The sequence below is a fragment of the Chryseobacterium sp. CBTAP 102 genome, assembly GCF_003201365.1.
In the GTDB taxonomy this organism is placed as follows: domain Bacteria; phylum Bacteroidota; class Bacteroidia; order Flavobacteriales; family Weeksellaceae; genus Chryseobacterium; species Chryseobacterium candidae.
In genome coordinates this window covers 71,072-84,780 of sequence record NZ_QICX01000006.1, presented here as the reverse complement: position 1 = coordinate 84,780, position 13,709 = coordinate 71,072, and the positions used below count along the sequence as shown (strand labels likewise).

Annotated in this window: 12 protein-coding genes; 8 read left to right on the top strand and 4 right to left on the bottom strand. The window is 37.7% G+C overall.

Annotation, left to right across the window (positions count from 1 at the left end):
* Positions 1–76: 76 nt before the first annotated feature.
* Positions 77–1,444, bottom strand: coding sequence for a PQQ-dependent sugar dehydrogenase (locus C8D70_RS10200; protein ID WP_110367240.1), 1,368 nt, complete (start codon positions 1,442–1,444; stop codon positions 77–79).
* A gap of 216 nt (positions 1,445–1,660) precedes the next feature.
* Between C8D70_RS10200 and secD the strand changes: the two genes are divergently transcribed.
* The 3 genes from secD (at position 1,661) to C8D70_RS10185 (ending at position 6,915) form a co-directional block, all read left to right on the top strand.
* Complete coding sequence (gene secD, locus C8D70_RS10195; protein WP_110367239.1) at positions 1,661–4,570, top strand: protein translocase subunit SecD; 2,910 nt, start codon at positions 1,661–1,663, stop codon at positions 4,568–4,570.
* 175 nt (positions 4,571–4,745) lie between these two features.
* Entirely contained in the window at positions 4,746–6,005 is a 1,260-nt protein-coding gene (locus tag C8D70_RS10190; RefSeq protein WP_110367238.1) for a TCR/Tet family MFS transporter, read from the top strand.
* A 106-nt stretch (positions 6,006–6,111) separates the two neighbouring features.
* The gene (locus tag C8D70_RS10185; protein ID WP_110367237.1) at positions 6,112–6,915 is read left to right on the top strand and encodes an arylamine N-acetyltransferase family protein; all 804 of its coding nucleotides are present in this window, start codon (positions 6,112–6,114) and stop codon (positions 6,913–6,915) included.
* A gap of 72 nt (positions 6,916–6,987) precedes the next feature.
* On the opposite strand, the gene C8D70_RS10180 is transcribed toward C8D70_RS10185, so the two are convergent.
* The gene (locus C8D70_RS10180; RefSeq protein WP_110367236.1) at positions 6,988–7,935 is read right to left on the bottom strand and encodes a hypothetical protein; all 948 of its coding nucleotides are present in this window, start codon (positions 7,933–7,935) and stop codon (positions 6,988–6,990) included.
* 303 nt (positions 7,936–8,238) lie between these two features.
* Between C8D70_RS10180 and C8D70_RS10175 the strand changes: the two genes are divergently transcribed.
* The 4 genes from C8D70_RS10175 to C8D70_RS10160 all read left to right on the top strand — a co-directional run bounded on the left by C8D70_RS10175 (position 8,239) and on the right by C8D70_RS10160 (position 10,480).
* Positions 8,239–8,580 carry a twin-arginine translocase TatA/TatE family subunit gene (locus C8D70_RS10175; RefSeq protein ID WP_034696279.1) on the top strand — a complete coding sequence of 114 codons (342 nt, stop codon included), beginning with the start codon at positions 8,239–8,241 and terminating at the stop codon, positions 8,578–8,580.
* A 2-nt stretch (positions 8,581–8,582) separates the two neighbouring features.
* Positions 8,583–9,149, top strand: a complete 567-nt coding sequence (locus tag C8D70_RS10170) for a phosphatase PAP2 family protein (protein ID WP_076594296.1) — start codon at positions 8,583–8,585, stop codon at positions 9,147–9,149.
* Positions 9,146–9,958 carry a tetratricopeptide repeat protein gene (locus tag C8D70_RS10165; RefSeq protein ID WP_110367235.1) on the top strand — a complete coding sequence of 271 codons (813 nt, stop codon included), beginning with the start codon at positions 9,146–9,148 and terminating at the stop codon, positions 9,956–9,958. The genes C8D70_RS10170 and C8D70_RS10165 overlap by 4 nt, the downstream gene beginning before the upstream one ends.
* A 69-nt stretch (positions 9,959–10,027) precedes the next feature.
* Positions 10,028–10,480 (top strand): tRNA (cytidine(34)-2'-O)-methyltransferase, encoded by a 453-nt coding sequence (locus C8D70_RS10160; protein ID WP_076594298.1) that lies wholly within the window; start codon positions 10,028–10,030, stop codon positions 10,478–10,480.
* Between the two features lie 146 nt (positions 10,481–10,626).
* Here C8D70_RS10160 and C8D70_RS10155 read toward each other — a convergent pair whose 3' ends face one another.
* Positions 10,627–11,100 carry a 23S rRNA (pseudouridine(1915)-N(3))-methyltransferase RlmH gene (locus C8D70_RS10155; RefSeq protein WP_110367234.1) on the bottom strand — a complete coding sequence of 158 codons (474 nt, stop codon included), beginning with the start codon at positions 11,098–11,100 and terminating at the stop codon, positions 10,627–10,629.
* A 420-nt stretch (positions 11,101–11,520) separates the two neighbouring features.
* Between C8D70_RS10155 and C8D70_RS10150 the strand changes: the two genes are divergently transcribed.
* Positions 11,521–12,534 (top strand): YihY/virulence factor BrkB family protein, encoded by a 1,014-nt coding sequence (locus C8D70_RS10150; protein ID WP_110367233.1) that lies wholly within the window; start codon positions 11,521–11,523, stop codon positions 12,532–12,534.
* On the opposite strand, the gene nhaA is transcribed toward C8D70_RS10150, so the two are convergent.
* Entirely contained in the window at positions 12,531–13,709 is a 1,179-nt protein-coding gene (gene nhaA / locus C8D70_RS10145; RefSeq protein WP_076594301.1) for a Na+/H+ antiporter NhaA, read from the bottom strand. The genes C8D70_RS10150 and nhaA overlap by 4 nt on opposite strands.

The following is a 13,709-nucleotide window of genomic DNA, read 5'->3' as shown; positions in this document are numbered from 1 at the left end:
ACCGCTTTTGATTTGGTTTCGGGTTAGTTTTTATCCTTTTATAGACATAGTGTTTCGTTTGCGCCTACAAAGACTATTATTTAATAATTAATTTCTGGCTATAAGATTTTAATTCCCCTGATTTTAGATTGATAAAATATACTCCGGCAGGTATTCCTGAAATATTGATGCCTTTACTGCTAGTGATTTGATCTGTTTCCAATACTTTTCTCCCTTCTGCACTGATGATTTCCAACGTTGCTTTTTTATCCTTCACGCCATCAATGAAAATTTCTTTTGAAGCAGGGTTGGGGTAAACTTTGATACTTCCTAAAGTGTTTTCCTGAGTGCCTAAAGTGCCTGTTGAAATTTTAAATATTTTTCCGCTGTTGACGGCTGCCACATACAATCCTTTTTGATAGTCCTCTCCAAAAGTAGAAAAGTTGTTTCCGGAATAAGGAGAAGTCCATGTTATGGCATTATTGGTGTCCAGAACTCCGATTTGGGTAGAACAGTAATCCGCGAAGAAATATTTCCCCTGCAATGCAGGATATTGAGTTCCTCTGTATACATAACCGCCCGTGATGGAACATTTTCCTCCCGAATGATCATATACCGCAATAGGAAAAGTCATTGTAGCCTGTGCTGCACATCCTGTGGTATTGTAGATGTTATTTCCTTCATAGCAGCGCCAGCCATAATTTAATCCGGCAGTAGTAATGGGCATTTTGTTGATTTCCTCTATTGCTCCTTGTCCCACATCTGCAATCATAGCATTTCCTGTTGTAAGATCAAAGGAAAATTTCCATCCGTTTCTAAGACCATAAGCCCAAATTTCGTCTGAGCCATCCACACCTGCTCCTGCAAAAGGGTTATCAGGCGGAATATTGTAAGGACCGGTAGCATCTACATCTATTCTCAGCATTTTTCCCAGTAGTGAATTTTTGTTTTGAGCGTTATTATTCGGGTCACCGCCACTTCCTCCGTCTCCGGTGATGATCCAGAGTTTTCCGTCAGGAGCAAAATGAATGCTTCCTCCATTATGATTGTCGAAAGGCTTGGGAATATTCAACAGTATTTTTTCAGACGCAGGATCGGCTACATTTGGATCTGTTGAACTGACGCTGTACCTGGCAACAATAATATTGCCTGAAAGATTGTTATAATACACAAAAAAATACCCGTTCGCAGAGTATTGAGGATGAAATGCAAGACCAAGAAGGCCTCTTTCACCGCCGAAAGTAATTTTTGATCCGATATTCAGAAAGTTGGTGGTATTAATAGTCCCGTTGGGTTGAATAATTTTAATGATACCGTTCTGCTGTACAACAAAAAGGCGGCTGTCGTTGGCGTTCGTAATCTCTACAGGGCTGGTAAGTCCTGTCACAAATTCTTCCAAATTAATGCTTTGAGAATTAAGAATTAAGGAAGAAAAAATGCTGATGCAAAAAAATAGTTTTTTCATAATATTTTGAAATTTAGTGTGTTGAGGAAGTAAATGAAAATTTTATACCAATCGATTTTGAAGACTTCATGATGATAGTATGAAAAAATTGTTAAATCTTAAATAGAAATCACGATGCCAATATATCTGGAAATAAACCATTTCTGTTGTTAAAAATTCATAAAATACAAGAAAATCATTATATTTGCCGACTTAATTTAACGTAGTTATAACAAAATGCAAGGAAAAGGACTTATTACAATTGTCGCTATTGTACTAGGGTTGATTTGCTTAAACGAGCTATTACCAACATGGTACGCCAGCAAAATTGAAAAGCAGGCAACTGCTATTGCAGGAGACAATCCGGAGAAGTATCAAAAAGAAATCGCAAGACTTTCTAAGGATACTTTGAACTTAGGATTCACAAAACTTTATTACACTAAAGCCAAAGACAAGGAAATGAAACTTGGTCTTGACCTGAAAGGGGGGATCAACGTTCTTTTGGAGATCAACCAAAGAGATCTTGTGAATGATTTAACCAATTATTCTACCAATCCTGTCCTTATTGAGGCTTTAAACAAAACGGATGAAGCACAGAAGAATTCTACTAAACCTTACATCGACAACTTCTTCGAGCAGTTCGATGTAATTAACAAAGCTAAAGGTGCAAACCTTAAGTTGGCAGATCCGGAAATTTTCGGAAATACAACCCTTACTGAGGTAAAGTACAATACGCCTGATGATCAGGTAAAAAGCATTGTTAAAAGAAAAATCGATGCATCTGTAGGAACCGCTTTCGAGGTAATCAGAACGAGAATTGACAAGCTTGGAGCGATCCAGCCAAACGTTCAGAGAGTACCTGGTACTGCGAGAATTTCTGTAGAAATGCCTGGTATGAAGGACATCGATAAAGTGAAGAAAATGCTTCAGACTTCTGCAAAACTTCAGTTCTGGGAAGTACAGCAGGTTCCTGAAATTGCCCCTTATTTCCAGACTTTAACAACTATGGTTGCTACAAAAGGAGATTCTATGGGAGTTGCAAAGAATGTGAACTTCATGAGCCTTTTACAGCTTGACAAATTAAGAACAAATGGTGTTGCTAACGTAAAATTATCTGATACTGCTGTTGTAAACAAAATTTTAAACAGCAAAGTAGGGCAGTCTTTACGTCCGGCTAACATTAAATATACACAGTTCATGTGGGGTTACAAACCTGAATCTACAGATGCTGAAAGCTTAGTATTGTACGCGATCAGAGGTAACATCAACCAAAAAGCTCCGGTAGACGGTGCTGTGGAAACTGCAAACATCAGCTACGATGAACTAAGCAGAGTAGTGGTAGACATGCAGATGGACTCTAAAGGAGCTAAAGAATGGAAAACACTTACTGAGAAAAACGTTGGAAAACCGGTTGCAGTAACTCTTGATAACAGAGTGTACACAGCTCCTAACGTTGTAGGTGCTATCCCTAACGGTAGAACGCAGATCTCTGGTAACTTCTCTCAGGAGGAAGCTAAAGAACTGGTAGACGTATTAGGTGCGGGTAAATTGCCTGCAGGTGCAAAAGTAGTTCAGGCTACAGTTGTAGGTCCGTCTTTAGGACAGGAGGCTATTGATTCTGGTTTAATGTCGTTTATCATTGCATTTGCGATTATCATCGTTTATATCATTTTCTACTACGGTGGAGCTGGTGTATATGCGGTAATTGCGATGGTGATCAACTTATTCTATATTTTCGGTATCATGGATTCGGGTGACTTTACCCTTACACTTCCAGGTATCGCGGGTATTGTTCTTACGATGGCAGTAGCGGTCGATACGAACGTTATCATTTATGAAAGAACCAAAGAAGAATTATTCGCTGGGAAAAGTATTCTTGAAGCTTACAAAGATGGTTTCAAACATGCATTGAATGCGATTATTGACGGTCACACTACTACTTTCCTAACGGCAGTTGTATTGTTCTTCTTCGGAACAGGACCTATCAAAGGTTTTGCACTGACGTTGATGATCGGTATTTTAATGACATTATTTACGTCTGTACTGCTTTCAAGAGTAATGATCTTCTCAAGATTAAATAAAGGAAAAGGTCTTTCTGTCTGGACTCCGGCTACGAAGAACCTGTTCAGAAATACCTGGATCGATTTCATCGGAAAGAGAAAATATGCGTACATCGTTTCTGCTGTTCTTACAGTTATCTGTATTATTTCTATCGCAACACAAGGTTTCAAATACGGTATCGACTTTACCGGTGGTAGAAACTATGTGGTAAGATTTGATAAAGATGTAAAAGCTGAAGATGTTGAAGAAAAATTAGTAGCATTATTCAAAACTGAAGATGGTAAAAACTCTTCTGTAGAAGCTAAAACTTTCGGAAACAACAAACAATTAAAGATCTCTACAGATTATCTTATCGAAGATGAATCTTTGAAAGCTGACCAGATTATCGAGCAGAAATTATTTGAAGGCTTAAAATCAAACTTACCGGCAGGAACTACATTGAAAGATTTCAAATCTGCTGATAAAGACCACGCAGGAATTGTTTCTTCTGAGAAAGTAGGACCTTCTGTTGCTGATGATATCCAGACTCACGGTATCTATGCGGTATTAGCAGCATTAGCAATGATCTTCATCTATATCCTGGTAAGATTTAGAAAATGGCAGTTCTCTCTTGGAGCAGTTGCCGCTCTATTCCACGATGCAGTAATTATTTTAGGAGCCTATTCATTGCTTCACAAATACATGCCGTTCAACATGGAGATCAATCAGGATTTCATCGCTGCGATCCTTACAGTATTGGGTTACTCAATCAACGATACCGTAATTATCTTCGACAGAATCAGAGAATACCTGAGAGAGAAAAAATCTTTAACATTGGCAGGTCTGTTTGATGACTCTATTTCAAGTACATTGGGTAGAACATTCAACACCTCATTCACTACGATTCTTGTGATCCTTGCGATCTTCATTTTCGGTGGTGATAACTTAAGAGGATTCATGTTTGCGATGTTAATCGGTATTGGATTCGGTACTTACTCATCCATCTTTGTTGCGTCTGCAATTGCTTATGATTTCCTTAAAACAGGAAAAGAAGAAGAGGTACATGGAAAATCCACTTCTGCAAAAGAAGAGCTTGCTTCAAAGTAATACAAACTACAATAAATTAGTAAAGGCCGTTTCGAAAGAGACGGCCTTTTTTATCGGATGGTAAATAAAATGAGGACAGCTTTACTTTCTTTTTGATTTACATTCTTTACTCTTCATATTAACTCTTCATAATTTAGAATCATTATTTTTCAGATTTGATTAATTTTGCACCATCATGGAAAATTCAAAGAAAAAAGCGGCTATAGGCTTCATATTTATTACTTTACTGATCGATATTACAGGCTGGGGTATCATCATTCCTGTAGTTCCTAAATTAATTGAGGAACTTATTCATGCAGATATCAGTGAAGCTGCAAAGTATGGCGGCTGGCTTGGATTTGCCTATGCATTTACCCAATTTATATTCTCTCCGTTAGTAGGAAACCTTAGTGACAAGTATGGGAGAAGACCCATTATTCTGATTTCCCTTTTCGGATTTGCAGTAGATTATATTTTCCTTGCACTGGCTCCCACAATCTGGTGGTTGTTTTTGGGAAGGATTATTGCTGGGATTACAGGAGCAAGTGTCACCACGGCCAGTGCCTACATTGCCGATATTTCTACAGATGAAGACCGGGCTAAGAATTTTGGACTGATAGGGGCTGCCTTTGGTCTGGGATTTATCATTGGACCGGTTCTGGGCGGAGTTCTTGGACATTATGGTGCAAGAGTTCCTTTCTATGCTGCAGCAGGCTTGTGTTTGCTTAATTTCCTGTACGGATATTTCATCCTTCCTGAAAGCCTGGATAAAGATAAAAGAAGAGAATTCGACTGGAAACGTGCCAATCCTATAGGTTCATTTAAGTTTTTAGGTAAGCATCCTGAAATTTCAGGCTTGATCGCTTCGTTGATATTAATCTATATTGCAGGGCATGCCGTGCAGAGTAACTGGAGCTTTTTTACAATGTATAAGTTCAGCTGGACAGAAAGAATGGTGGGAATTTCATTGGGAGTAGTAGGTTTGTTGGTGGGTCTTGTACAGGGCGGACTCATCAGATATACAACCCCCAGATTGGGAGAGCAGAAAAGTATTTATTACGGACTGGCTTTCTATGCTGTGGGAATGCTGTTGTTTGCTTTTGCTTCAGAAGGCTGGATGATGTTTGTATTTTTGGTACCCTACTGTCTGGGAGGAATCTGCGGACCCGCTTTGCAATCGGTTATCACGAAAAGTGTTCCTTCCAATGAACAGGGGGAACTTCAGGGAGCATTAACGAGTTTAATGAGTGCTACATCCATTATCGGGCCGCCAATGATGACTAATTTGTTTTACTATTTCACGCATGATGAAGCGCCGTTCAAATTTTCCGGTGCGCCTTTCTTTTTAGCATTTATTTTAATGGCAGTCAGTGTCGTGATTACTTATGCTGCTTTTCAGAAAAGAAATAAAAATTCAGTTGATGTAACCTCTGAAAAGGATTTTCACAAGTCATAGATTTGTTCTATTGACGTACTATAGGTGATTTATAAGTTACATTTTTCCATAATTTTACACGAGTGAAATCATTTTACTCATTTTTGAAACAGCAAAAAATCAATTTATGAATACATCGGATCTGGAAATGTATTTGGAACGGATTCATTTCTCCGGAACTCCGGAATTGAGCATGGAGACATTGAGAAAGATACATCAGCTCCAACCCAAATTTATTCCGTTTGAGAACATTGATTCTTATACGGGAATTGTTCCTTCTTTGAATGTAGATGATATTTTCAGAAAATTGGTTATTGAATCCAGAGGTGGATATTGCTATGAACAAAACCTGCTTTTAAGTGAAGTTTTAAAAACATTGGGATTCCATGTAAAGCTCCAGCTGGGAAGAGTAGTGTGGGGAAGACAGGAAGACAGTATTGCCGCACAAACCCATCTCTTGCTTATTGTTAATTTTGAAGGAGAACATTATGTGGTGGATTGCGGATTTGGAACAGCTACACTTACTTCGCCTATACTTTTAAACAAAGAAGATCAGCAGCAAACACCCAACGGAATATTTAAAATTTCTCATAAAAAAGAAACGTATACACTTTGGATGTGGAAAGAGCAGTGGCTTCCGGTGTACAGGTTTATTCCCGAACATGTAGAACCCATTGATCTCGATATTTCCAACTGGTATCTGTCTACCCATCCGGACTCTCATTTTAAGAACAGGCTGATTCTTTCAAAAGTAGATGAAAATGCCCGCTATACCTATACGGATCATGTATTGAATATACGATCCGCTGATGGTGAAAAAGAAGCTGTAACGATAGAAAATGATATACAGCTCTACGAAATATTAATGAATACATTCGGACTTAAAGAAAATGCAATAGAAGCATTAAAGTCAAAAATCAGAATCTGGTAAGACTTATAAAATATAATAAACGGGAAGCTCAGCGAGCTTCCCGTTTTGATTAAAATCTGATTTTTATGAAAATTATGGATAAAGGGATTTTGTCCCGTTACTTACAATATTACTGCCTAATCCGGAGAATGATACAGAGAAATTAGTAGAATTAAAGCTCAAAGAACCTGTAGGAGTACAAAGTCCCAGTGCATAACGGCACTGCCCGTAAGCGCCTGTTTTTTTGGTAATCTTACTTTCGCTTTTTGCTTTTCCTAAACTGATATATCCCCAGTCACTTACATCTGCATTGGACACCGTAGACCCTGAATAATAAATGGTAATCTGATATCCGGCTTCACCTCGCTTAGATCCCCAAAGCCAGTTAGCTGTCCACCATTGTTTATACCATGTAGAAACCACTTTTGAAGCCTGATTGTTAGATGCTTCTGAATTTCCACGGGTATCCATCATCACAAGACCTCCGAAGATATTGTCCCAGATGATTCCTGAATCACCATAAAAACATAGTGTGGTAAATTTCCCGCTTTTGCCGTTCCATGTTACTTCCATAACCTGGGTACCTGGTTTTACTTCTTCGGTGATGGCTTCTTTTAATCCTTGTTGGGCGATTGTTAAATCCTCACCATGATACAAATCTCCAATTTTTCCGATTTTTACAGAGGATGGATCCATAATATTTCCGGAAGCAATGAACTGATCTTTATCCGTAATCAGTTTTTTAGACAGTTCTACCCCTTGTTGGGTTGAAATTTTCCCCAATACAGCCACTCCCACAATCTGTAAATCATTTTTTAAATAAGTTTCAAGATTTTTGGTGGATTCATTCAGTTGAAGCTGTACTGCTTCAGGAACAAGTTGAGAAGAAGAAGGAGTAATCTCTTTTTTCAGCTCATCTATGGCTGTCTTAGCCTGAACCGTTTCCTGCTGATTCATTTCATTGTTTTCATTCTGGCAGCTTTGAAGTGCCATTACCGAAAGCACGGCGAAAACTTTAAAAGTAGTCACTAGTTTTTTCATAATTAATATTTGTTTGGTTGTGTATCATAAATATACATAATTGTTGTGTAATTCTCATTATTTTGAATTAAATATTTATTAACTAATAGGTAGTAGGTGAAAGGTAGCAGGAATTAGGGCTGAGTTTGAGAGTTTAAGGTTCAAAGTTTAAGGTTATGAGTAACCCGAAACTTGCAACACCCCAAAAAACAGCAACAAATTAAACTCGTACCTGAAATCCCCAGAACTTTATAAAATCTTAAAATTTGTTTAAATTTTTAGTTTACAGTCCATAAATGCAATAATCTTTTGTAATTTTACAACATGGAATTAAGCATTGGAGAAATGGCACTCATTGCCATTGCAATCGTTGTATTATTCGGTCCGGATAAACTGCCTCAGATTGCGCGTGACTTAGGTGCAGGCGTTAGAAAGATGCGTGGGGCAGTGGAAGACATTAAAACCGAAATCATGAAAGAAACAGATAATCCTGTTTCTGAAATCAAGCGTGAGATTGAGAAGGTAAAAGATGCTGCAAAGGATTTCAACCCGATGAATGATATCCAGAAAGATATTCTGACGGAACCTTCTTCAGTGGCTTCCAATGAGCCTCCAAAACCGAAACCTGCAGATGATGAGACTTACGAAGGACCTGTAAGCAGATAATCATGGAGGAAATCATTCAGGAAGATAAGAAGGTATTTCTTTACCTTAATAATTTGGGGGATTCATCTTTCGATCAGTTCTGGATGCTGATTTCCAGTACCTGGATCTGGGTGCCTCTTTATATTATATTTCTTTATTTTTTATACAAAAACCACAAACTAAGATCATTAGTTTTTATCCTTATATTTCTGGCTATTGGAGCAACGGTTTCTGATCAGTTAGCCAGTGTCTTCAAATATGGTGTGGCGAGGTTAAGACCTTGTCATGATCCTACTCTGGAACATCATATGAGAATTGTGAAATGCGGTGGACAGTTTGGGTTTTATTCTGCTCATGCTTCCAATACATTCTTTTTGGCATCCTTTTTAAGTATTTTGTTAAAAAATAAGCTTAAATGGTTTCCATATGCTATATTTGTATGGGCTATAGTGGTTTCCTACAGCCGTATATATTTAGGAGTGCATTTCCCGATAGATATTTTGGTGGGGGCGTTTGTTGGATCTTTATTGGGAGTGATATTTGGTGCACTCGCCAAAAAAGTCATCAACAAACAAACTATAAATTCATGAAAAAAACTTTACTGGTAGTAACTTCCCTCTGTTTCTCAATTAACTTCTATGCCCAGGATAAAAAACTGGCTGAAGAATGCTTCCAAAAAGCTGATTATAAATGTGCAGAAGAGCAATATTTAAAACTGGCAGAAAAAGAACAGATCCAAAAATTTCAATCAGAATATTACGATTATCTGGGTACAGCTCAGAGAAGGCTTGGAAAGACCACTCAGGCTTTTAAATCCTATGAATCTGCTTTGAAAGCCAATCCCTTGTCTGTTTCTGTTTATGCCAATCTTTCATCACTTTACAGTCAGAAAGGAAATAAGGTAAAAGCGCTGGAATATATAGAAAAAGGACTTCAGGTGAATGCTGAAACTCCGGATCTGTATCTTACCCGTTCCAAAATTTACGACAGTCAGGGAAAAAAGGATCTTGCCATCAAAGATCTTAATCAGATTCTGACTTTTGCTCCTGATAATCTTTTTGCGAAGACAGGGCTGGCCAATCTGAAAAAAAATAATGGTGACCTGGACGGAGCTTTAAAAGATTATAATCAACTTCTTTCCGAAAAACCGGAATCATTGCTTTATAATGGTCGTGCAGATGTTTATTTTAAAATGAAAAAATACAAGGAAGCGCTTACGGATGCCAATAAAGCAATTTCCATAGACCCGAAATTTGCACAATCTTATGTGAGCAAAGCAATGATCCTGTTCGATACTTCCAAAATTAAGGAAGCCTGCGAAAATCTTGATAAGGCTGTAGCTTTAGGCTATGAAAAAGCAGTGCTGACAGATGTTTATGCTAGATGTGTAAAGAAATAAATTACAAAATTCCAATCCAGATCATATAAATAAATCCATACTAAAAAACGAATAAAGAGATAGAGAGAGATGTTGAATATTGTTCTTGTAGAACCTGAAATACCCAATAATACCGGAAATATCGGAAGATTATGTGTAGGAACCGAAAGCAGATTACACCTGATTCATCCCTTTGGATTTGTAATTAATGATAAAAACCTGAAGCGTTCCGGATTGGATTACTGGGTGCATCTTGATGTTTCTGAATATGCAGATGTGGAAGAATGGGCTAAAAATATTCCTGATCGGTCCCGTGTGTTTTTAATGAGTTCACATGCTGAAAAATCATATCTTGAAACTGAGTTTCAGGACGGAGATTGGTTAGTTTTCGGAAAGGAGAGTGTGGGATTGAGTAAAGAGGTTTTAGACCGTTTTGAAAATCATTTAACCATTCCTATGTCGAAACTTATCAGGAGCTTTAATATTGCCAATTCCGTTGCTTTTGTAGTGGGTGAAGCAAAGAGGCAGATCAGCCTGAAATAAAAAAGAGTTTGTCTCAAAAATGTCATTCTGAATACAGACTGAAAGTCTGCGAACGTAGTTCAGAAATGTAATGAAGAATCCCATACTTTTGGTTATAATGAGATTCTTCCTTTGTCAGAATGACATTCTTGAGAGCCTCTTTTGTTTTAATCGTTATGATAAGGTTTTCCCTGCAGAATCTGGTCGGCACGGTAAAGCTGTTCTACAATAAACAGGCGGATCATCTGATGGGTAAACGTCATTTTGGATAAAGACATTTTCTCATTGGCTCTGCTGTAGACCTCTTCAGAAAAACCATAAGCTCCTCCAATCAGAATATGTACTTTTTTTACAGAAGAATTCATCCAGGTATCAATTTTCTGGGAAAATTCGCGGCTGGTAAACTGTTTTCCCCTTTCATCAAGAATCACAACCAGGTCGTTTTTATCAATATGGTTTACAAATAACTTGGCTTCTTCTTTTTTAAGAAGGTCCGGAGATAGGTTTTTGGCATTTTTTACATCCGGAATTTCTGTAATTTCAAAATTCCAGTGTTTGGGTAAACGGTTGAGATAATAATTGATTAAAGAGGCTATTTCTTTATCATCTGTTTTACCGATACAAAGTAAACTGATTCGCATTGTAAGAAGTTTCAGAGGGCAAAGATAGGGCTTCATACGGCAAGTTCAAAGTTTTGAGATTTCAGGGTTATTTTGTTGGCAGTTCTTTAAAGGTAAGGGTTAATAAATTGATTCAACGATCCGTTTTAGTAATAATAGTTTCAACAGGCTCAGCCTGACAATGTCTGAAAAACTTCGGTTGGTATTCAGGTTGTCACCCTGAGCCTGTCGAAGGGTTATGAATATAAATACCTTTTTTAATGATTAATATCGAGTATTAATTCAAGGGATAAGTCTATAACCTGAATCTGATATTTTCTTAGAAATAGCTATTCCCTGATCCCTGCTACCCCTGACATCTATCATCTGCAGCCTAATTCCGTTCTATCTTTTTCCTATTTAATTTAATTCCCCTACCTTTGTATAAAGACAAACAGATCGATGAGTGTAAAGGTTCCCAGATTTATTTTAAAGATTCAAGAGTTTTTCGACAGCATTCATATTCCTGTTTTGGGAATATCACTCTGGCAGATGTTTCAGATCTATATCTCCGGGATTTTTAAAGGAAAAATAGGGAGAAAAGCAGCGGCTATTTCCTGGAGCTTTACCATAAGTCTGTTTCCTTTTATTCTTTTTTTGCTCTCTGTACTGCCTCATATGCCGCTATATGATGAGCTTCAGTTCTATATTTTTGATGTGCTGCTGCATAATGTTTTTCCATCCAATATGGAAGGAGATGTAAAAGGGTATATCGTAAGCAATATCATTCCGAATATGAAAGGAATCAGCAACCTGACCATTCTTCTGGCCCTTGTTTTTGCTACGAACGGTACATTTTCCCTGATTAATGGGTTTAATGAGAATACAGATGAAAAATTAAGTGATGTAAAGGAGTTTATCCTTTCATTCTTTATCACCATAGGCTTTATCACTATCGTTTTCTTAACCCTTTTCGGAGTGTATTACACAGAGGTGGTAATGAAGCTTTTTAAACCTGCTTACGATGTTTCATGGCTTGTAGATAACTTATCCAAAATTATCGGATTTGTTTCTTTCCCGCTTTTTTATTTTATACTTCTTACGCTATTTTACTGGTTGGGAACTGTTAAGATTACAAGATTCCGGCAGGCGGTTCCGGGAGCAATTCTGACCACGGTACTGTTTGTAGCTACTACTTATATTTTTGCCATTTATGTAAAGGATATTGCACGATATAATGTACTTTACGGCTCCATTGGCAGTATGATTCTACTGATGGTTTGGGTGAATGTAAATGTATATCTTCTTTTATTCGGGAATGAACTGAATATGGCGATCAGAAAGCTCAGAATAGAAAAACTGCTGTCTGATGAGATCCGGAAAGAAGCCTCAGGATATCATGCTCAGATTACTGAACCGGACTTTGATAATCATGAGGAACACAAAAGAAAAATGGAGAACCGGAAGAAAGATTAATTCTCCTCCAGTTCAGGATCTTCTTTTGAGCTTACACTTAGTATGGTAAATCCGGCAATTGCAGCAATAAAGGACGCAATCAGGATCGCAAACTTCGCTTCATCCTGAATCGGAATTTCTCCTTTGAAAGAAAGCAATGCAATAAAAATAGACATGGTAAACCCGATTCCGGCTAGTAATCCTACACCAAACATCTGAAGCCAGTTGCTATTTTGAGGCAGTGAGCTGAGTTTTAATTTGATGGCAATCAATGAAAATAAATTGATACCAATCAGTTTACCTAATACCAGTCCACAGATAATTCCCAATCCTAATGTGCTTGTGACTCCTGCTACCATTTCGCTGGAAAAAGTGATATTGGTATTCGTTAAAGCAAATATCGGCATGATCAGAAAACTTACCGGGATATGAAGCTGATGCTCCAGTTTTTCTAATGGTGAGATTTCTACATTGGAAGCATTCGTAGGAATTGAAAAAGCAAGCACAACACCTGCTATCGTAGCATGAATTCCGGAATGATGAAGGAAATACCATAAAAATAATCCCGGAATGATATAAAATACAGTTTTTGTTACTTTTAAAAAGTTTAACATAAAAAGTAAGGCTGTTACCCCGAAAGATAACAGGAGATAGCTCCAGTGGATTTGCTCTGTATAGAAAATCGCAATTACTAAAATAGCTCCCAGGTCGTCTACAATAGCTAATGCAGCCAAAAATATCTTAATAGAATTAGGAATCTTTTTACCTAACATCGAAATGATAGCCAGCGAAAATGCAATATCTGTTGCCATAGGAATTCCCCAGCCATTGCTGTATTCCGTTCCTGTATTGAAAATGCTGTATATTACAGCAGGAACAAGCATTCCGCCAACGGCTGCAAAAATAGGGAGGGAAGCATTTTTAAAAGATGAAAGTTCACCTTCTACAAGTTCACGTTTTATTTCAAGGCCTACCAGAAGGAAAAATACAGCCATCAGTCCGTCATTGATCCAGATGCTGATAGGATATTCCAATCCAAAAAGATGAGTGCCGGCTTTCTGGTTTAAAAAAAGCTGAAAGTCCTCTGCGGCAGATGAGTTGGCAATAAGCAATGAAATCAGTACACAGAAAATAAGAATAATTCCTGAGGACTGACTGTTGTTGAAAAAATTTTTAAAATAAAGGGATAAATTCAT

Bases quoted from the DNA above. Each gene is read 5' to 3' on its own strand.
- C8D70_RS10155 (WP_110367234.1), bottom strand. From the start codon at position 11,100: ATGCGAATCAGTTTACTTTGTATCGGTAAAACAGATGATAAAGAAATA.
- C8D70_RS10175 (WP_034696279.1), top strand. From the start codon at position 8,239: ATGGAATTAAGCATTGGAGAAATGGCACTCATTGCCATTGCAATCGTT.
- C8D70_RS10160 (WP_076594298.1), top strand. From the start codon at position 10,028: ATGTTGAATATTGTTCTTGTAGAACCTGAAATACCCAATAATACCGGA.
- C8D70_RS10165 (WP_110367235.1), top strand. From the start codon at position 9,146: ATGAAAAAAACTTTACTGGTAGTAACTTCCCTCTGTTTCTCAATTAAC.
- C8D70_RS10170 (WP_076594296.1), top strand. From the start codon at position 8,583: ATGGAGGAAATCATTCAGGAAGATAAGAAGGTATTTCTTTACCTTAAT.
- secD (WP_110367239.1), top strand. From the start codon at position 1,661: ATGCAAGGAAAAGGACTTATTACAATTGTCGCTATTGTACTAGGGTTG.
- C8D70_RS10190 (WP_110367238.1), top strand. From the start codon at position 4,746: ATGGAAAATTCAAAGAAAAAAGCGGCTATAGGCTTCATATTTATTACT.
- C8D70_RS10180 (WP_110367236.1), bottom strand. From the start codon at position 7,935: ATGAAAAAACTAGTGACTACTTTTAAAGTTTTCGCCGTGCTTTCGGTA.
- C8D70_RS10200 (WP_110367240.1), bottom strand. From the start codon at position 1,444: ATGAAAAAACTATTTTTTTGCATCAGCATTTTTTCTTCCTTAATTCTT.
- C8D70_RS10185 (WP_110367237.1), top strand. From the start codon at position 6,112: ATGAATACATCGGATCTGGAAATGTATTTGGAACGGATTCATTTCTCC.
- C8D70_RS10150 (WP_110367233.1), top strand. From the start codon at position 11,521: ATGAGTGTAAAGGTTCCCAGATTTATTTTAAAGATTCAAGAGTTTTTC.
- nhaA (WP_076594301.1), bottom strand. From the start codon at position 13,709: ATGAATTTATCCCTTTATTTTAAAAATTTTTTCAACAACAGTCAGTCC.